Source organism: Paenibacillus sp. FSL K6-4396 (assembly GCF_038002525.1).
GTDB classification, from domain to species: Bacteria; Bacillota; Bacilli; order Paenibacillales; family Paenibacillaceae; genus Paenibacillus; species Paenibacillus amylolyticus_B.
The window spans coordinates 6,203,828-6,225,893 of sequence record NZ_JBBOCR010000001.1 but is presented as its reverse complement, the minus strand read 5'-3'; the positions used below and the strand labels follow the sequence as shown (position 1 = coordinate 6,225,893).

4 protein-coding genes are annotated in these 22,066 nt (G+C 54.0%); all 4 read left to right on the top strand.

Going from position 1 to position 22,066, the window contains the following annotated elements:
- Positions 1 to 11: 11 nt before the first annotated feature.
- The 4 genes from MHB85_RS27220 to MHB85_RS27205 all read left to right on the top strand — a co-directional run bounded on the left by MHB85_RS27220 (position 12) and on the right by MHB85_RS27205 (position 22,042).
- Positions 12 to 15,017: a non-ribosomal peptide synthetase gene (locus MHB85_RS27220; protein ID WP_192135688.1), complete on the top strand. Its 15,006-nt coding sequence runs from the start codon at positions 12 to 14 to the stop codon at positions 15,015 to 15,017.
- 167 nt (positions 15,018 to 15,184) lie between these two features.
- A complete protein-coding gene (locus MHB85_RS27215; RefSeq protein WP_192135689.1) occupies positions 15,185 to 18,496 on the top strand; it encodes a non-ribosomal peptide synthetase in 3,312 nt (1,103 codons plus the stop codon).
- Positions 18,486 to 20,312, top strand: a complete 1,827-nt coding sequence (locus MHB85_RS27210) for an ABC transporter ATP-binding protein (protein ID WP_192135691.1) — start codon at positions 18,486 to 18,488, stop codon at positions 20,310 to 20,312. The genes MHB85_RS27215 and MHB85_RS27210 overlap by 11 nt, the downstream gene beginning before the upstream one ends.
- Positions 20,309 to 22,042 carry an ABC transporter ATP-binding protein gene (locus MHB85_RS27205; protein ID WP_192135693.1) on the top strand — a complete coding sequence of 578 codons (1,734 nt, stop codon included), beginning with the start codon at positions 20,309 to 20,311 and terminating at the stop codon, positions 22,040 to 22,042. Before MHB85_RS27210 ends, MHB85_RS27205 begins: the two co-directional genes overlap by 4 nt.
- The last annotated feature ends 24 nt before the right edge of the window (positions 22,043 to 22,066 follow it).

The following is a 22,066-nucleotide window of genomic DNA, read 5'->3' as shown; positions in this document are numbered from 1 at the left end:
TGCTTCGGCATATGCTCTGCCGTATTGCTTTTACCGATGAAGAGAGGGGAACGATCCAGATGGCTTTTGAAAAAGAAACGTTGTTTTGGAACGAAAAATTCGGTAGTGACGATTATACCTTGACGCGGCTGCCTTACAGCAAAGCTCCAAACTCCCTGGTGCCCAATGTGAAAACCGTTGGCGGTTCGCTTTCGGAGGAAGCGGCGCAGCGCGTCTTTCAAATGAGCAAGGGTGCTCCGCTGGCTGCTTTTATGATTTTGCTCGCCGGTGTTCAGGCACTCTTGCATAAATATACTGGAGCTTCAGACATTCTGGTCGGCATGCCGGTTGTGCCGAAAAAGGGGGAGACGCGTCGATCCGTTAATCATACGGTCATTTTGAAAAACTCCCTTTCGGTGGGAGCAACTTTTAAAACGCTTCTGAGCGAACTGAGGACTTCCTTGCCGGAAGCCATTCAGCATCAACATATTCCGTTCTTGAAAATGACGGAGAAGCTGGATCTGCAATATGCAGAAGGGATACCCTTTGTCCATACGCTAGTATCCCTTAAGGAGCTGCATCTGGACGAAATTGGGCAAAACGTGGTCACGGACTGTTCGTTTGAATTCAGTTTAGCCGGCGGGACGATACAGCTAGCGCTGTCATATAACGAGCACTTATATGACTCCGAGTTCATGACTCGGGTCGTCGGCCATCTGAATCGCCTGCTGTCCGTGGGGCTTCATGAGCTGGAGCTGAACATCGTGCGAGCGGACATGCTGTCGGAGGACGAAAAATTTAAATTACTGCAAAGCTTTAACGATACCGAGAAGGACTATCCTCGTGATCGGACGATTCATCAGCTTGTGGAGGAGCAAGCGAAGCGTGTGCCCGAGGCGACGGCGGTGTTCTTTGAGGGGCAGCGTCTTTCATACGCAGAGTTGAACGAACGGGCGAACCAGCTGGCGCGTACGCTACGATCGGTCGGCGTGCTGCCTAATCAGTTGGTAGGCTTGATGGTCAGGAGATCGCTGGAGACGGTCATTGGCATTCTGGCGGTTCTGAAAGCTGGCGGTGCCTACGTGCCGATCGACCCGGAGTACCCGGAAGAACGTATCCGCTACATTCTGGAGAACTCGAACGCGCAGCTGCTGCTGACTCAAAAAGAGCTCTTACAGCAAGTCCCGTTCGAAGGGACCGTATTGGCGCTAGATGATAAACAAGCCTATAGCGACGATGGCTCGAACCTGGAGGCGGCCAGTGGTCCAAACGATCTTGCTTATGTCATTTATACGTCAGGTACAACGGGGAAACCCAAAGGGGTTATGCTGGAGCATCGTGGTTTGGTCAGCTTGAAGCTGATGTTCGCAGACAGGCTGGGCATCACGGAGCAAGACCGGATCGTTCAATTTGCGAGCTTGTCCTTCGACGCATCCTGCTGGGAAGTGTTCAAAGCACTCTATTTTGGCGCGGCTTTGTACATCCCGACGGCCGAGACAATTCTCGACACTCGTCTGTTCGAGAGTTATATGAACGAGCATGCGATTACGGCGGCGATTCTGCCTCCGACGTATAGCGCTCATTTGAACCCGGATCGTCTTCCCAGCTTAACAAAGCTTGTAACGGGAGGTTCAGCGGTATCGGCCGAATTCGTGCAGCAGTGGAAAGCGAAGGTCCATTATTTCAATGCTTACGGCCCTACCGAAGCTTCGATTGTTACGACGCTTTGGGATGCGGATGAGCAACAGCCGGAACGCAGAGTCATTCCGATTGGGCGCCCGCTGGCTAATCATCAAATTTTTATTTTGGATGCCCACCTGCAACTTGTGCCTCCGGGAGTGGACGGCGAGCTGTGCGTGGCAGGCGTGGGGCTTGCGAGAGGTTACCTGAACCAACCGGAGCTGACGGCAGAGAAGTTTGTGGAACATCCGTTTGTGCCGGGAGAACGCCTTTACCGGACAGGAGATCTCGCCCGCTGGCTGCCGGACGGAAATATGGAGTACTTGGGCCGGATCGACCATCAGGTGAAAATCCGTGGATTCCGAATCGAGGTCGGTGAGATTGAAGAGCAACTTCTGAAGATCGACTCCGTGCAGGAGACGATTGTAATCGCGCGGGAAGGCAAAAGCGGGCAAGAACTGTGCGCTTACCTGGTCGCGAGTCTCCCTCTTACGCTCGGCGAGCTGAGAAGCGCGCTGGCGCAAAAATTGCCGAATTACATGATTCCGGCGCATTTTGTTCAGCTTCCGCGGATGCCGCTCACGCCGAACGACAAAATCGATCGTAAGGCTTTGCCTGCCCCGGAAGGAAACGCACTGACCGGCGGCGCGTACGTAGCTCCCCGCAATGAAACTGAGCGAACGCTTGCTGATGTGTGGCAGGCGGTATTGAACGCCGATCGTGTTGGGGTAACGGATCATTTCTTTGAGTTGGGCGGAGACTCGATCAAGTCCATTCAAGTATCTTCGCGGCTTCATCAAGCCGGGTACAAGCTGGAAATCCGGGATTTGTTCAAATATCCGACGATTTCACAGCTCAGCCTGTATGTGAAACCGATCAGACGTACCATCGATCAAGGCGAAATAACGGGTGAAACGGCGTTGACGCCGATTCAGCATTGGTTTTTCGAGAGTTCATTTGCGGACCCGCATCATTTCAACCAGTCGGTGATGTTTTACCGGAAGGAACGCTTCAACGAAGAGACAGTGTATAAGGTGCTTCAAAAGCTGGTCGATCATCATGACGCCTTGCGCATGGTGTTCTGTAAGACGGAACAAGGGTTTAGTGCGTTAACCCGAGCGATTCAGGATGGTGGGCTGTTCACGCTGGACGTGTTCGACTTTAAGGATGCGGAGAATCCCACGCAGGCTGTGGAAGCGAAGGCAACGGACATTCAAGCAGGCATCGATCTGGAGAACGGGCCCCTCATGAAGGCGGGACTGTTCCAGTGCCAGGATGGAAATCATTTGCTGCTCGCGGTTCATCATGCCGTGGTAGACGGCGTGTCTTGGCGCATTTTGATGGAGGATTTCGCTCTAGGTTACGAGCAGACTGGCAAAAGCGAGGAAATTCGTTTCCCGGCGAAAACAGATGCGTACCGCACTTGGTCCGAGCAGCTGGCTGCTTACGCGCAAAGCCCGGAGATGGCAAAGGAACGGGCCTATTGGCAGGCCGTGGAACAAATGGAGGTTCTGGCCGTGCCAAAGGATATGGAGGCGGACGTTACGACGCAGCAGGACAGCGAATCGCTGTTTGTCCGTTTGACTCCCGATGAAACGGAACTGCTACTGAAGCGGGTTCACCGTGCCTACAACACCGAAATGAATGATATTTTCGTAACGGCGCTCGGAATAGCCTTACGCAAATGGGCGGGGCAGGAACGGTTGCGGATCAATCTTGAAGGACACGGACGTGAATCGATCGGAACGGATATCGACATCACGCGTACAGTTGGCTGGTTTACGACCAAGTTTCCGGTCGTCCTGGAGCCGGAAACCGACCGAAATTTGGCATATCAGATTAAACAGGTCAAGGAAAACTTGCGCCGTATTCCGAACAAGGGGCTAGGGTACGGCATATGTCGCTATCTCTCGAAATCGGAGGATGGCTTAGTTTGGGGCGCAGAGCCGGAAATAAATTTTAACTACCTCGGCCAGTTCGACGATGATGTCAACCAGGACGAGATCGGCATATCTTCTTATTCCAGCGGCAGCCCGGCTAGCGACCGGCAGGCCCGCAGCTTTGTGCTGGATATCAACGGTATGGTGCTGGACGGCGCTTTATCGCTCGATCTCAGCTACAGCCGGAAGCAGTATCGCAAGGAAACGATGGAAGCCCTCGCTCAGCGGCTTGAGCAAAGTCTCCGAGACCTCATTATCCACTGTGCAGGCAAAGAAACCACTGAATTGACGCCGAGCGACGTGCAATTCAAAGGCTTGACCATTGCAGAATTGGAGAAAATCGCCCAGCGCTCGGGCCATCTCGGGGAAATCGAAAATATTTACTCACTTACGCCGATGCAGAAGGGTATGTGGTTCCACAGCGCGCTTGACCGGCAAACGGCAGCTTATTTTGAACAGACGCGGTTTACGATGCGGGGAGCACTCGACGTCCAGCTTTTTGAGAGGAGTTGGATGGAACTTGCGAAACGTCATCTGGTGCTGCGGGCGAATTTTGTGAAAGGACCGGCGGGCGAGCCGCTGCAAATCATATACCGCGACAAGCCAGTCGGTTTTGAATATGAAGAGCTGCTTCATTTGCAGGTGGACGAAAAACAAGCTTACTTGGATAAAAAGGCCGAGGAGGACAAGCTTCGCGGCTTCGATATGGAACATGACGCGCTCGTTCGGTTCACGATCCTGCACACCGAAGAGCAAAGCTATCATGTACTGTGGAGTTTCCAACATATTTTGATGGATGGCTGGTGCCTGGCTCAGCTGACGCAGGAGCTGTTTGAGGCATACTCGGCCTTGGCATCCGGCGAGCAGTCAGCGGGAGATAAAGGATCGGATTATGGCGCCTATATCGAATGGTTGGAGAGACAGGACGATCAGGCGGCATCAGCCTATTGGATGGCATTCCTGGCAGGTTATGAAGGGCAAACTGTAATCCCGGGACAAAAGGAACTGGCACCCAACGGCAGATTTACGGCTGATCACGTCACCGCCGAGCTGGGAAAGGACTTGAGCGAGCGGATGGACCGGGTGGCGAAACAGCGCCTGGTTACGGTCAATACACTGCTGCAAGCTATTTGGGGCGTGATGCTGCAAAAATATAACGGAACAAACGATGCCGTATTCGGCAGCGTCGTAGCCGGAAGACCGGCGGAAATTCCGGGCATTGAGTCCATGATCGGGCTGTTCATCAATACGGTGCCGGTCCGGGTAACGAGCGAAGCGGACACCGTGTTCGCCGACCTGATGGCGAAGCTTCAAGAGCGGGCGCTGGAGTCCGGGCGTTATGATTACTATCCGCTGTATGAAATTCAGGCCCGCAGCGTGCAAAAGCAGAACCTGATCAACCATATCATCGCTTTTGAGAACTATCCGGTGGATGAGCAGATGGAGCAGGCGGGGGACCAGCAGCACGGCGACCTGACGATTGCTGATGTTCAGATGGAGGAGCAGACAAACTATAACTTCAACGTCACCGTGGTGCCGGGAGACGAGATTGAAATTCGGTTCGACTTTAACGCCGAAGTGTTTGATAAAGATAGTATTGAGCGGCTCAAGGGGCATCTCGTTCATTTGCTGGAGCAGGTGGCGGATAACCCGGAAATTACCGTGGGCGAGCTGGAACTTGTGACGGAGGCGGAAAAGGCTGACCTTCTCGGACGTTTTAACGACACCACAACGGAATTTCCGCGCGGGAAAACGCTCATTCAATTGTTCGAAGAGCAGGCGGAGCGCATCCCGAATGCAGCTGCCATCTCCTTGAATGGGCAAGAGCTGACCTACCGCGAGCTGAACGAACGCGTTAACCGCCTTGCTCGTACCTTGCGTAGCCACGGGATATCCAAAGACCGTCTGGTCGCCATTATGGCTGAGCGTTCCATCGAAATGGTGGTGGGAATGCTGGCGGCACACAAAGCCGGTTCGGCTTACGTACCGATTGACCCGGAATATCCCGAGGAGCGTATCCGTTTCTTGATCGAGGATTCGGGTGCGCAGGTCATGCTGACGCAAAGTCGATTGCGCGAGCGCCTGGCGGGTTCTTACTCCGTGATTTTACTGGATGACGAGTCCTTCTATCACGAGGACCGCACAAATCTAAATCCGGGCAACGAAGCGACAGATCTGGCTTGCATCATCTATACGTCAGGCACGACGGGCAAGCCCAAAGGCAACCTTGTTTCGCACCGCAATATCGTGCGGATCGTGCGAAATACGAATTATATCGACATCACTGAGCGGGATCATGTCCTCCAGCTTTCGAGCTATTCGTTCGACGGAGCGATTTTTGATATTTTCGGCGCTTTGACCAACGGGGCACGGCTGGTGCTGGTTCCCCACGAGACTTTGCTGGAGATCGGCCAGCTGGCGGATCACATCCAGCGCGAGCGAATTTCGGTCATGCTGATTACGACAGCTTTCTTCAACGTCCTTGTGGATGTGAACGTCGACTGCCTGCGGGATGTCCGGGCGATTTTGTTCGGAGGAGAGCGCGTGTCGGTCGGCCATGTGCGTAAAGCGCTCGCTCATATCGGACCGGGCAGGCTCAACCACCTGTACGGCCCATCGGAAAGCACGGTTTATACCACGTACCTTCCAGTCGACTTTGTCGATGAGTCCGCGGTTACCGTACCCATCGGACGGCCGATCAGCAATACGACGGTGTATATCGTCGACAGCCAGAATAAACTTCTGCCGATCGGCGTGGCCGGGGAGCTTTGCGTCGGTGGAGAAGGGTTGGTACGGGGCTACAATAACCGACCGGAGCTGACGGCGGATAAATTTGTGGACCATCCGTTTGTGCCAGGAGAGCGCATGTACCGGACAGGGGATTTGGCGAAATGGCTACCGGACGGCACGATTGAATACGTGGGGCGTACGGATGACCAAGTGAAAATCCGCGGCTTCCGTATTGAGTTGGGCGAGATCGAAGCTCAGCTTCAGAAAGTGGAGGGAATTCGGAAAACGACGGTATTCGCACGGGAAAACGCCTCCAGCGAGAAGCAACTTTGCGCCTATTATGAAGCGGACCGCGAGCTTCCGGCGGCCGAGCTGAAGAGCGTTCTTTCCCGGGAACTTCCTGCCTATATGATCCCGGCGTACCTGATCCAGTTGGAACGGCTTCCACTGACAACGAACGGCAAGGTTGACCGCCGCTCCCTCCCGGCACCTGAGGAGAGCTTGCAACCGGGCGAAGGACATACTCTGCCTCGGACTCCGTTGGAAGCCAGCTTGGCTGAAATATGGAAAAGCGTGCTTGGATTGGAGCACATCGGGGTTCATGACAACTTTTTTGACTTGGGTGGCCATTCCTTGCGGGCAACGACACTGGTGAGCAAGGTGCATCAGGAGTTGAACGTCGAACTGCCTCTGCGCGACGTATTCCGCTACTCAACGATCGAAGAGATGGCTCTCGCACTCTCCCGGACTGAAGAGCAGTTGTTCTCGTCGATTCCGCTGGCAGATGAAAGAGCGTATTATCCACTTTCCTCAGCTCAGAAGCGGCTGTTTATCCTGAATCAGCTGGAAGGAGCCGATCAGAGCTACAACATGCCGGGTGTGCTGTTGCTCGAAGGATCGATTGACCATAGCTTGTTGGAGAAAGCTTTCTGCGGACTGATCGAACGTCATGAAACGTTGCGAACCGGATTTGAGATCGTGCAAGGCGAAGCGGTACAGCGTATTTACGAGGGCGTTGATTTTGCCGTCGTGTGTCGACATGCGAACGAGGAAGAAGCGTCTGCAGTCGTGCAGGCATTTATCCGGCCTTTCGACTTGGCGAAGCCACCATTGCTGCGTGCCGAACTCGTAGAGCTGGCAACCGAACGTTATTTACTGATGTTTGACATGCACCATATCATCTCTGACGGGGTTTCGATGGACGTATTCGTTGAGGAACTCGTTCGTTTGTACGGAGGTGAGTCATTAGAGCCTTTGCACATTCAGTACAAGGACTATGCGGTATGGCAGCAATCGTACGAGCAAAAAGTGCAATTGAAACGCGAGGAAGCTTACTGGCTGGACCGTTACCGGGGCGAGTTGCCGGTTCTGGAAATGCCGACGGACTATCCGCGTCCTGCTGTACAGAGCTATGAGGGACATACGCTGACATCCTTCGTGGACGAGGCAACGAACGAAGGCTTGAAACAGCTGGCCGCTCAAAGAGGAACGACGCTATATATGGTGTTGCTTGCCGCATATACCGTGCTTTTGCATAAATACACAGGTCAGGATGATTTGATCGTTGGAACGTCGATTGCAGGCAGAACGCACGGCGACATGCAGCCTTTGATCGGAATGTTCGTCAACACGCTGGCGATCCGCAATTATCCGGCTTCGGAGAAGGCCTTCCTGTCGTATTTGGAAGAAGTGAAAGAAACGACATTAGGCGCTTACGAGCATCAGAATTATCCGTTCGAAGAACTCGTCGATAAAGTGCAGGTTAGCCGGGATTTGAGTCGCAACCCGCTGTTTGACACGATGTTCTCCCTGCAAAACCTGGAGGAGTCAGAGTTTGAGCTGGAAGGCCTAAAATTGTCCCCGTACTCTAGCGAATATGGTATGGCCAAGTTCGACCTGAGTGTGGATGTTACGGAAGAAAATGGCGGACTGGAGTGCAACTTTGAATTTGCAACGGCTCTTTATAAAGAAAGCACGATCCGGCGGCTGTCGATTCATTTTGGACATTTGCTTGCGGCGATCGTAAGCCATCCGAATGCAAAGATCGCTGAGCTGAACATGTTGACGGAAGATGAAAAAGAGAAAATTCTCGGCGCGTTTCACCCGGCGCAATCGGAAGTGGCTCCTGTGGCAGCGTTCCACCGACTGTTCGAGGAACAGGCGGAACGGACACCGGAAGCGGAGGCCATCGTATACGAGAACGATCGGCTGACGTATGCGGAGCTGAACGAGCGGGCCAATCGATTGGCGGCAACGCTGCGCGCAAGTGGAATCGGCCGGGAGGAGATTGTTGGCATTCTCGCCGAGCGTTCGGTGGACCTGCTGGTGGCTGTGCTGGCCGTCTGGAAAGCGGGCGGGGCGTATGTACCGCTCGACCCGGATTATCCGGCAGACCGGGTGCGGTTCATGCTTGAAGACAGCCGAGCGAAGGTACTGCTGACGCAAACGCCGCTGCGAGAGCGTGCTGAAGCCTGGCTCAGCGAAGAGGAACTTGCACTGGTGACGGTGCTGTATCTCGACGACGAAACGTCATACAGCAAAGACCGGGAGAATGCACCGCTTGGCTCCAGCGTGGTTTCCGGTAAAGTCTCCGGCGAGCTGTCGGGTGCTGTGAACGACGGAGATGAGAGCCATTCGAAGGTTGTGGGCATGGACAGCTGCTATGAAGCCTGTCCGGAGGACTTGGCGTATGTGATCTATACGTCGGGAACGACGGGTAAGCCAAAGGGTGTAATGATCGAGCACCGCAGCCTGGTAAACACGGCAGCGGGCTACCGACGGGAATACCGGTTGGATCAGTTCCCGGTAAGGCTGCTGCAGCTCGCCAGCTTTTCGTTTGACGTGTTCGTGGGCGACATTGCGCGGACGTTATACAACGGCGGTACCATGGTCATTGTACCGAAGGACGACCGGGTCGATCCGTCTCGTCTGCACTACTGGATAGAGCGGGAGCAAGTGACGATCTTTGAATCAACACCGGCACTGATCGTGCCGTTCATGGAGCATGTGCATGAGCAGGGGCTAGAGTTAAGTGGTATGGAGCTGTTGATTACAAGCTCAGACAGTTGCAGTGTGGCGGAATACCGAACCTTACAGGAACGGTTTGGTTCGTCGTTCCGCATTATCAACGCCTACGGCGTGACAGAAGCGGCGATCGACTCCAGTTTCTATGACGAGGAGTTGGCGAAGCTGCCGCAAACAGGGCATGTGCCGATTGGCAAAGCGTGGTTAAATGCGAAGTTTTACATCGTGGATGCGCACCTGAACCCGGTGCCGGTCGGGGTGCTGGGGGAGCTGGTCATCGGCGGCGTTGGCGTAGCACGTGGGTACTTGAACCGTCCGGAGCTGACGGAAGAGAAGTTCGTAGATAGTCCGTTTGTCGCGGGCGAGCGGCTGTACCGCACAGGAGACTTGGCGCGGTGGATGGAGGACGGAAACGTGGACTTCATCGGCCGGATCGACAACCAGGCAAAAATCCGGGGTTACCGAATCGAGACGGGTGAGATCGAGTCGCAACTGCTGCGGGTGAAAGGTGTGCGCGAAGCGGTGGTGCTGGTTCGAAGTGATGCGAACGGGCAGAAGGCGCTGTGTGCGTATTATACGCCGGAGACCGGCGGCGCGGAGCTGTTAGTGAACGATCTGCGCAGTGCGCTGGCGCAGGAGCTGCCAGGTTACATGATCCCGTCGTACTTCGTACAGCTGGAGCGTCTGCCTCTGACACCGAACGGGAAAATAGACCGGAAGGCGCTGCCAGCGCCGGAAGGAGAAGCGGGAAGTGGAACGCAGTACGTCGCACCGCGCAATGAGCTGGAAATGAAGCTGGTGGTGATTTGGCAGGAAGTGCTTGGGCTTACGAAGGAGATTGGTGTTCACGACAACTTCTTCGACATCGGTGGCCACTCCTTGCGCGCGACAACTTTGGTCAGCAAGATTCATAAAGACTTGAACGTGGATCTGCCACTGCGCGATGTGTTCCGCCATTCCACGATCGAGAGCATGGCTGCCGCCATTTCTCGGCTGGATCAGCAGACATTCGTTGCCATTCCAGTGGCGGATGGCCGAGAGGTGTACCCGCAATCTTTTGCTCAAAAACGTCTCTTTATCTTGAATCAGCTGGAAGGTGCGGAGCTTAGCTACAACATGCCGGAAGCGATGCTGCTGGAGGGTGCTTTGGACCGGGCAAGGTTCGCAGAAACGTTCCGCAAGCTCGTGGCGCGGCATGAAATGTTGCGCACCGGGTTCGAAATGGTGGATGGCGAAGCATCACAGCGGGTTTACCAGGACGTGAATTTTGCGGTGGAGTTCTATCAAGTGGATGAGCAAGAGGTCGAAGCGGTGGTTCACGGTTTCGTCCGTCCGTTTGACTTGGCTAAGCCACCGCTGTTGAGAGTAGGCCTTGTTGAGCTGGCTCCGGAACGCCATATTCTGATGTACGACATGCATCATATTATTTCTGACGGCGTTTCGATGGAAATCTTTGTTGAAGAATTCGTGCGTTTGTATGGTGGAGAGCAATTGGAGCCGCTACGCATTCAGTACAAAGACTACACCGTTTGGCAGCATTCGCAGGAGCAGCAGGAACGGCTTCAGCATCAGGGGGCGTATTGGCTGGACATGTTCCAGGGCGAGCTTCCGGTGCTGGAAATGCCGACTGACTATCCACGTCCGGCTGTACAGAGCTATGAAGGTCAAACGCTGGAGTTTTTCTTCGACGCTTCAAAAACCGACGGCCTGAAACAGCTGGCTTCGGAAACGGGCACGACATTATTTATGGTTCTGCTTGCGGCGTATAACGTGCTTTTGCACAAATATTCAGGTCAGGAAGACGTGATCGTTGGAACGCCGATTGCCGGAAGGAATCATGGAGATGTGCAGCCGTTGATCGGGATTTTCCTAAACACGTTGGCGATCCGCAGTTATCCGGCTTCGGAGAAAACATTCCTGTCATACCTGAACGAAGTCAAAGAAACAACTCTGCACGCCTTTGAGCATCAAAACTATCCGTTTGAACAATTGGTGGACAAGGTGCAAGTCACCCGTGATTTAAGCCGTAATCCACTCTTCGACACGATGTTTACGATGCAAAATACGGAGAATGAGCAATTTGAGCTGGAAGGGCTTCGCCTGATTCCTTATCCGAGCGTACTGGATACTGCGAAGTTTGATATCAGCTTGGATGTGGGCGAGGAGAACGGCGGGTTGGATTACAGCTTCGAATATGCAACGGCTCTTTATAAAAGGGAGACGATTGAACGGCTGGCAAAACATTACGAGCAGTTGCTCGTGACAATTGTAAACCGTCCAGATGCGAAGATTGCCGAGCTGAACTTGCTGACAGCAGAGGAAAAAGAACAAGTTCTCAGTGCGTTTAATCCAGCGCGGCTAGAACCGGCTCCTGTGGCGGCGTTCCACCGGTTGTTCGAGGAACAGGCGGAACGCACACCGGAAACGGAAGCCGTCGTGTATGAAAATAACCGCCTAACGTATGTGGAGCTGAACGAGCGAGCGAACCGCTTGGCGGCTACGCTGCGCACAAGCGGCATCGGCAGGGAGTCCATCGTTGGCATTCTCGCTGAGCGTTCGGTCGATTTGCTGGTGGCTGTACTAGCCGTATGGAAAACGGGCGGGGCCTATGTACCGCTCGACCCGGATTATCCAGCAGAGCGGGTGCGATTTATGCTCGAAGACAGCGGAGCGAAGGTACTGCTGACACAAACACTGCTGCGAGAGCGTGCCGAAGCCTGGCTCGGCGAAGAGGAAATAGCACTGGAGACGGTGCTGTATCTCGATGACGAAACATCATACAGCGAAGATCGGGTAAATGCCCCGATGGACTTCGGCCAAGGCTCCAGCAGTGCTCCCAATCCAGTCAACGGCAAGCTAACGGGGGCTGTGAACGGTGGTGGAGAGAATCATCCAAATGATGTTGATGTTGTCGGTATGGACAGGTTCCATGAAGCTCTTCCTGAGGATCTAGCGTATGTGATCTACACGTCAGGGACAACAGGCAAGCCGAAGGGCGTGATGATCGAGCATCGCAGTCTGGTGAACACGGCAGCGGGTTACCGACGGGAATACCGATTGGATCAGTTCCCGGTACGGCTGTTACAACTCGCTAGTTTCTCGTTTGACGTGTTCGTGGGTGATATCGCGCGGACGCTGTACAACGGAGGGACCATGGTCATTGTACCGAAGGACGACCGGATCGATCCGTCTCGTCTACACTACTGGATAGAGCGGGAGCATGTGTCAATCTTTGAATCAACACCAGCACTGATCGTGCCGTTCATGGAGCATGTGCATGAGCAGGGGCTGGAGTTAAGCGGTATGGAGCTGTTGATTACAAGCTCGGACAGTTGCAGTGTGGCGGATTACCGAACCTTACAGGAACGGTTTGGCTCGTTGTTCCGCATCATCAACGCCTACGGCGTGACGGAAGCGGCAATTGACTCCAGTTTCTATGACGAGCAGTTGGCGAAGCTGCCGCAGACAGGCCATGTGCCGATTGGCAAAGCGCGGCTGAATGCGAAATTCTACATTGTGGATGCGCACTTGAACCCGGTGCCGGTCGGGGTGCTGGGCGAGCTGGTCATCGGCGGCGTTGGGGTAGCACGTGGGTACTTGAACCGCCCAGAGCTAACGGAAGAGAAGTTTGTAGACAGCCCTTTCACCGCGGGCGAGCGGCTGTACCGCACAGGAGACTTGGCACGGTGGATGGAAGACGGCAACGTGGACTTCATCGGCCGAATCGACAACCAGGCAAAAATCCGGGGTTACCGGATCGAGACGGGTGAGATCGAGTCACAGCTGTTGCGGGTGGAAGGTGTGCGCGAAGCGGTGGTGCTGGTTCGAAGTGACGCGAACGGGCAGAAGGAGTTGTGTGCGTATTACACGCCGGATATCGGTGCGGAACTGTTGGTGAACGATCTGCGCAGTGCGCTGGTGCAGGATCTGCCGGGGTACATGATCCCGTCGTACTTCGTGGAGATGGAACGCCTGCCTCTGACGCCGAACGGGAAAATAGACCGGAAGGCGCTGCCAGCGCCGGAAGGGGAAGCGGGAAGTGGAATGGAGTATGTCGCACCGCGCAATGAGCTGGAAATGAAGCTGGCGGTGATTTGGCAGGAGGTGCTGGGGCTTACGAAGGAGATTGGCGTTTACGACAACTTCTTCGACATCGGCGGCCATTCTCTGCGAGCGACGACGCTGGCAGGCAAGGTATTTAAGGAATTAAACGTCAACCTCCCGCTGCGCGACGTATTCCGTCACTCGACGATTGCGGCGATGGCCGAGGCGATTGCCCGGATGGAACGGCGGGAGCATGAGTCCATTCCTCAAGCGGAGCAGAGAGAGTACTACCCTCTGTCCTCCGCGCAGAAACGGCTGTTCATTCAGCATACGCTGGATGGAGCGGATCAGCTTTACAACATGCCGGAACTGGTGCAGGTTGAAGGCAAGTTTGATTTAGACCGCTTGGAAGCCGCATTGCGGAAACTGATAACAAGGCATGAATCGCTGCGTACCGGTTTTGAAATGGTGAAGGGCGAAGCGGTTCAGCGGATTTACCCGCAGGTCGATTTTGCTATTGAGCATCATCAAGCGGATCCAGAGGATGCAGCTCAAGTCGAGCAGATTGTCCGCAACTTCGTTCGTCCGTTTGATCTCGGCAAGCCGCCGCTGCTGCGCGCCGGAGTCATCGAACTGGAGCCGAACCGGTATATTCTCCTTTTCGATATGCACCATATTGTGTCGGACGGTGTATCGATGGCGATTGTAATGGATGAGTTCTCGAGTTTATACGCCGGGGAAGAACTGCCGCCACTACGCATTCAATATAAGGATTATGCCGTTTGGCAGCAGTCGGAGGTTCACCGAGAGCGGATCGCGCGGCAGGAAGCGTACTGGCTGCAAACCTTCGAAGGCGATCTGCCGACGGGGGATCTGCCGATGGACTACGAACGTTCTACAGTTCGCAACTACGAAGGCGCGCATCTGGATTTCGACGTCGAAGCTTCTCTCTCTGTGCGGCTGCGTGAATTGGCGGCCGAGCGTGAAAGCACGCTGTACATGGTACTGCTTGCGGCATATACTGTGCTGCTGTCCAAGTACAGCGGGCAGGAAGACTTAATTGTGGGCACCCCGGTGGCAGGAAGAACTAACGCTGATTTGGAGCCGGTCATCGGCATGTTCGTTAATACACTGGCGCTCCGCAATCGCCCGTCGGGCAACAAAACGTTCCTGTCCTACCTGGAAGAAGTCAAGGAAACGGCTCTGGGAGCTTTTGAGAATCAGGATTATCCATTCGAAGAGCTCGTGGAGCGTTTGAATGTGAAGCGGGAGCCGGGCCGCTTCCCACTGTTCGATGCCGTTTTCGACTTGCAAAATATCGAAGAACGAGACGCCGAACTTGAAGGGGTCAGCCTGAAGAATTATGAGCTTGACCATTTGGAGGAAGCAAAGTTTGATTTGACGCTGTTTATGTATGAAAACGAAGGGGCGCTGAGCGGGGGCTTTTTCTACGCCACCAAGCTGTTCAAAGAAACGATGATCCGTACATTAACGGAGGATTACCTGCGGGTACTTTCTCAAATTGCGGAAAATCCACAACTTGAGCTAAGTCGGATTGAATGTCATAAACCGGCGGCAGGCGCAAAGAGTGCCGTCGATACGATCGAATTCGCGTTCTAATATTACAAGCGCGCTTCCGCCGTCAAGCGAAAGTGGTGCGCATCCCATGGAAGACGGCGAACAACTTGCAAGTCCGTAAATCAAGCCCGTAAACGCGCAGGCCGAAAGCAAGTTTTTTCGGATCTGCGCCGGGGCATACGGTCACTTCATTTTTAGGGGAGGTACGAATGAAATCTTTATTTGAAAAGGAAGAACGGTACTGGAGCAGCAAGTTTGACGACGATGACAGCCTGAGCTTCCTTCCCTACAGTCAATCCTCCAAATTATCTGCGGGTGGCGAAGCTGCGGCAGAGCCGGGCTTGCTTCACCGTACCCTGCCGAGTGAGCTCTCGGAGAGAATTATTCGCCTCGCCAATGGTTCGGATCTGGCTTTGTACATGATTGTTTTGGCAGGAGTAAAAAGCCTGCTGTTCAAATATACCGGGCAGGATCAAGTACTGGTCGGCATGCCTTCTTATAGCGGGAACCCGGACGTGACTCAGCCGCCGCATGACATCCTGGTGATCAAAACGCCCGTAAGCAACCAGACTACGCTGAAAACGCTGCTCGGGGACATCAAAGCCTCCATCGGCGGGGCGCTGGAGCATCAGCATCTGCCTTTTCGGAAAATGGTGGAGCCGCTCCATCTGGACTATACAGGGGAAGGCGTTCCAGTCGTCAACACTGTTGCATCCTTCGCCCCGATTCATCCTGAACCGCTGGGTAACCGGGTGGCGGCCGATACGGTTTTTCGATTCGACCGCCAAAACGACTCTATCGAGCTGGAAATAAGCTTTGACGGGAATCGATACGAGCGGGCATTTGTGGAACAGGCGGCCGACCACCTTGTTCGGTTTCTGTCCATGCTTGTATTTCAGCCGGATTTGGAGCTTGGACAAGCCGATGTGCTTTCCCCGGACGAGAGGGAGACGTTGCTGAATCGATTTAATGATACCGAAACCGGGTTTGAGCGGGGGAAAACGATTCACGGTTTGTTTGAAGAACAGGTGGAGCTTTACCCGGACAATGTGGCTGTTGTCATGAACGAACGGCAGCTGACCTACCGCGAGCTTAACGAGCGATCCAACCGTCTTGCGCGCAAGCTGAGGGAGGCGGGAGTTGAAGCGGACCAGCTAGTAGCGATTCTGGCCGAACGCTCACTCAATATGGTTGTCGGCATACTGGCGATTCTCAAATCGGGCGGAGCCTACGTGCCTGTCGATCCCGACTACCCGGAGGAGCGCATCCGCTTCATGATCGAGGATTCGGGTGCGCCGTTATTGCTGATTCAAAAGCATTTGCATGAGAAGACCGACTTCGCAGGAACGCGCCTTGAAATAGATGATTTCGTTTGGGGAGGAGACAGTGGGGCGGACTCGGAAGGTGCGCTGGACGCTTCGAATCTGGAGCCAATTTCCGGGTCGGGGAACCTGGCATATGTCATCTACACGTCGGGAACGACCGGCAAACCAAAAGGCACGTTGATCGAGCATAAAAACGTTGTGCGTCTTTTGTTTAACGACAAGAACTTGTTCGACTTCGGGCGGTTCGACACGTGGACGCTGTTCCACTCGTTCTGCTTCGATTTCTCCGTCTGGGAAATGTACGGAGCGCTGCTTTATGGAGGCAAGCTGGTCATCGTACCGCCGCTCACGGCGAAAAATCCGGCCGATTTCCTGGCGCTGCTGGGCCGCGAACAGGTCACGATTTTGAACCAGACGCCAACGTACTTTTATCAGCTGCTGCGTAAGGTCTTGGCGGATCATCCATACGATCTGCGGATTCGCAACGTCATTTTTGGCGGCGAAGCGCTCAGTCCACTTTTACTCAAGGGTTTCAAGACAAAGTACCCGGAGACAAAGCTGATCAATATGTACGGCATTACCGAAACGACGGTTCACGTGACGTATAAGGAAATTACGTGGGTCGAAATGGAGGCGGCGAAGAGCAATATCGGCAAGCCGATCCCAACGCTGAGGGTTTACGTCCTGGATGAAAACCGTCGCCCAGTGCCGATTGGCGTAGCGGGCGAAATGTACGTAGCCGGGGAAGGGCTGGCGAGAGGATACCTGAACCGTCCGGATCTGACGGCGGAGAAGTTCGTTGATTCCCCGTTTGCGGAGGGGGAGAAACTGTACCGCTCAGGCGACTTGGCGGCCTGGTTGCCGGACGGCAACATCGAATACCTGGGCCGAATTGACCATCAGGTCAAAATTCGCGGGTACCGGATCGAGCTGGACGAAATCGAGACGCAGCTTCTGAACGCCCGGGGTGTGGAAGAAGCGGTTGTACTCGCCCGGGACGACGCGAACGGCCATAAGCAACTTGTTGCTTATTACGTCGCGGAAACAAAGCTGGCGGCGAATGAACTCAAGGAGCAGCTCGCCAAGCAGCTTCCGGGGTATATGATTCCTGCGCATCTTGTGCAGCTTTCGCAGATGCCGCTGACCGCGAACGGAAAAATCGACCGCAAAGCGCTGCCAGTGCCGGAGGAAGCTGCGGCCAGAGGAGCGAAATATGTTGCGCCGAGAACGCTGCTCGAGATGAAGATCGTCCGTGTCTGGCAGGATACACTTGGCATTCCACAGGTCGGCGTAAAGGATAATTTTTTTGAGCTGGGCGGCAATTCCTTAAGTCTGATGAGGCTTGTTCAAGCCGTTTACGATGAAACGGGCATCGAGATACCGCTGAATCGCCAATTCCATAGTGTAACCGTTGAAGCCATGGCTTTTGGAGAGGAGGATCTGGGTCTGGATAAAGGGGGAGACTCCTTCATTAAGCTGAATAAAACAGGGGATCTAAACGTGTTCTGCTTCCCTCCAGGCAGCGGCTTCGGCATTGGTTACCGAGAGCTTGCAAGCAGGCTAGACGGCCGATTCGTGCTTTACGGCATTGATTTTATCGACGATGTCATCGATTACGAGGCCATGCTGAACCGTTATGTGGATGAGATTGTTCGCATCCAGCCGGAAGGACCTTACGTGCTACTGGGCTACTGCTTCGGAGGCAACCTGACGTTTGAGGTAGCCAAAACGATGGAAAGAAGAGGGTATTCCGTAACGGACGTGCTCATGGTGGACTCGTGGATTAAGGACACACTCACGCCTTATGAAACGTTTGAGAAAGAGCTTGAAGAAATGCTTGCGGATTTCGACGAAGAAGAGAAGGAATTAATGAGCAATTCGCTCGTGCGGGAGCGTGTTTATCGGAAGATCAAAGCTACTTTGACGTACGAATCGCAGCTTATTAATTCAGGAACGATAACTGCCCGGATTTACGAACTGATTGCGAAGGACAGCGAAGCGTTCCGCCTGGAGCACCAGTTGCCGTCCTGGCAGAGGGCAACGACGCAAGCTTACGCCGATTACCGGCTGGAGGGCGCACACGAGGAGTTACTGGAACTCGCGCGCGTGGACGAAACGGCCGTTGTCATCCGTGACATCTTAGTGCAAATTAAGCGGCAGATCGAAGCGGAGGCCGGGGTCCTGCATGGGAACTGACCGGCAGACGTTTGTTCAAGAACAAGGCACAGCTGCGCCTTCCAAGCGTCGAACTGCATATGCCACCTGGAAAGCGTTCCGCTGGCTGATGTCCTATGTAAGCCGTCACAAAGGATGGATGATCGTCGGTATCCTGTCTGCAATTGCCGCCGCGGTTATTGAGATATGGACGGGACGTTTGGTCGAGCAGCTGACCACACAGGCCGAGAATGGGGCGGGGCCAATCGTTCTGCAAATCGTATACACGGTCTTTGTGGTCATCTTGATCGGTGTGCCAGCGAAGTTTTTCATGAGCTTTGGTGTGGAGCGAAGCAGTGCCTCTGCGGTGCAGGATATCCGCAACCATGTCATGCGTCATATCGGCAAACTTCCGGTCCCCTATTTGGAAAAACAACACTCCGGCGACGTGTTGTCGCGGATCAACAACGATCTGCAGCTCATCCAGCAATTTATGATTCGGGACCTCGCCCAGTGGTTTTATCATCCGTTATTGTTTATCGGCTGTTTCGCTTATTTGATGTATCTCCAATGGGAGCTGATGCTGTACAGCCTGCTGTTATTTCCCATAGCACTGCTGGTTTCCCAATGGATCGGCAAGCAGTTGGAACAGTTGACGGAGGAAGCCCAGGCGAACATGGGCCGAATGAACGTCAACCTCCAGGATACACTTGGAGGGATGCCTATTGTAAAAAGCTACCTATTATCCGGTATGTTATCTCGCTCCTACCAAGTGTTGCTGCAATTGACGGCTCAAAAAAAGCTAGCCGTGAAAAAGCGGGAAGCTTGGGTCAACCCGCTGCTTTCTACGCTGATGATCAGCCCGATCATTTTCGCCGTCAGTTACGGTAGCTATTTGATCTACAACGGGCAGCTAGGCGCGGGAGAACTGATTGCCTTCCTGTACTTGCTTAATCTGTGTCTGGAGCCGCTGGAGCATATTCCCGAGCTCATTACGCGCACGTTCGAAATGAGCGGTGCCCTGAGAAGGGTCTCCGAAATCGTCGAGCAGCCGACCGAAACGGAAAATGGCCGTTTGCTTCCAAAAGCAAACGCCGCCCCCATCCAGTTTCAGAACGTAACCTTCGGGTATGAAGAGAGTTCCCCGATTCTGCGGAATGTTAGCTTCTCGGTGCCGGAAGGCAAGACGATTGCGCTTGTCGGAGCGAGCGGCGGAGGGAAGAGTACGGTGTTTAAGCTGGTATGCGGCTTTTATCCGCTTCCGGAGGATCAGGGCGAGATCCGCGTGTTTGGAAGCCTGATCCACGGTGCAGATCCGGAGCAGCTTCGGTCGCATTTTTCCGTGGTAACCCAAGATTCATATTTGTTTAGCGGTACAATCGCCGAAAATATCGGCTATGGGCGGGAAGAAGCGTCGATGGACGAGATTATCGAAGCCGCCAAAGCCGCTCAGGCTCATTCTTTCATTATGCAGCTTGAGGGTGGCTACCAGACGTATGTCGGAGAGCGCGGCGGCTTTTTGTCCGGTGGGCAACGCCAGCGCATTGCAATGGCCCGGGCTTTTCTGAAAGATGCTCCCGTTCTGCTGCTGGACGAGCCCACATCGGCTCTTGATCCGGAGTCGGAAAGCGCGGTTCAGGAAGCGCTGGGCATATTGATGAAGCAGAGAACGACCATGGTTATTGCCCACCGGCTTTCTACGGTACAAAACGCCGATGAAATCTGGGTTATGGAACAAGGAAATATTGTCGAAAAGGGCACTCATGAACAATTGCTCGAGAGGAAGGGACTGTACGCCCAGTCGTACTACCAGGAATTTACCGAGTCTGCCGAACGCAGGGAGGTGTCGTACACATGAAAAAGGGCGGAAGGCTATCGCAAGTGAAAGAACTCGGCTACTTGCTGACGTTTATGAACCGCAAGCGCAAAACCCAGTACGCGATTGGCCTTGCTGTAACGGCGCTCACCCAGACATTGTTTCTGATCGCCTTCAGCTTGGTCGTACATAACTTGGTTGATTTCGCCGTGTCCAGAGATACGTCCCTGATGGTGGAAGCTTTTATTATTTTGGGCGCGGCCTTGTTCCTGGAAAATATAATTTCTCCCTGGTTCATTTACTTATACCAGCGCAGTGTCGAGCTGACTGTGCTGAATATCCGCAAACGTCTTTATGACAAGCTGTGCCGGGTGCGGCCGAGATTCCTGGAGCAGACGCACCATGGGGACTTGCTGTCGCGGGTGAATAACGACGTAACGACCGTTGAGTTTACTTTCTCGCAGGTTTACTTCGTTTTGCTGCTTCAAGTTGTCTTTTGCATCGGCTCCATTGTCTCCATGGTGGTGATCGATTGGCGGTTTGCTGGCGTATCCTTCGTCATTCTGCTGCTGTCCTCTCTGGTCAGCTTGAAATTTGCACGGGATATCCGCGCTTTGTCCGAACAAGGCTTGCAAACGCTCGGTAAAATGACCGAAAAATTCAAAGATTTTATGGGCGGCATTCAAATTGTGAAGCTGTTCCGCATCCGCACGATTTACGGCCAGTACGAGGCGTTGAACGAACAAATGACGCAAACGCTTCGGCAAACGGCGAAAAAGAACGGTATGCAGGCTGCGGTGAACCATTTTATCAGCTACGTCACGTTCTGCGGCATCATCGTCATCGGCAGTCTTCTTTATGCCTACGGAATGATGGGAATGGGAAGCGTCGCCGCTCTGGCAGTTTTGCAAGTGAATCTGACGCACGCCTTGTTGAACTTGGGGATGGTTCTGTCGATGACCCAAAATTCGCTCGCGGGTGCTCACCGGATTCAAGAGGTACTAGGCGAGGAAGAGGAACCGGAGCGTCTGGGATCTTCTCGTAGCGAGCTTGTATCGGAGGCTGCGGTGGAGTTTCGCGATGTGGAATTTTCCTATCAGGCGGATAAAAAGGTACTTGTGGACATGTCCATGCAAGTGTTTCCTGGTCAGGTTGCTGCGATCGTAGGAGCAAGCGGCAGCGGCAAAAGTACACTGATCAAGCTGTTGCTCGGCTTTTATCCTGTGGATAGCGGAGATATCCTGCTCCAGGGCAAACCGTTCGGCCATTATACGCTGGACGAAATCCGCAGGCAGATTGCATATGTTCCGCAGGAGCCGTTTTTGTTTACCGGCACGATTGAGGAAAACATCCGCTATGGAAACCCGGGTGCAACGGATGAAGAAGTGGTTGAAGCGGCCAAAGCGGCGTACGCTCACCATTTCATTCAGGAACTTCCTGAACAGTATAAAACGCCGGTGGGAGAGAGGGGAGCGTCGTTGTCAGGCGGACAAAGGCAGCGAATTGCGATCGCCCGGGCGATTCTCAAAAATGCTCCGATTCTCCTGCTGGACGAAGCGACTTCTGCATTGGATAACGAATCCCAGCATTGGGTACAGCAAGCTCTGAACGTATTGATGAAGGGACGCACCACCATTTTGATTGCGCATCGTCTCAGCACTGTGGAAAATGCGGATTTGATTACGGTCATGAATCAAGGAACGGTCGTGGAACGGGGCCGCCATCAGGACCTGCTGGCGCTCGGAGGTTATTACGCACGGCTGTACGGATAGACCCGCTTTACGGCGGGCGGTTTC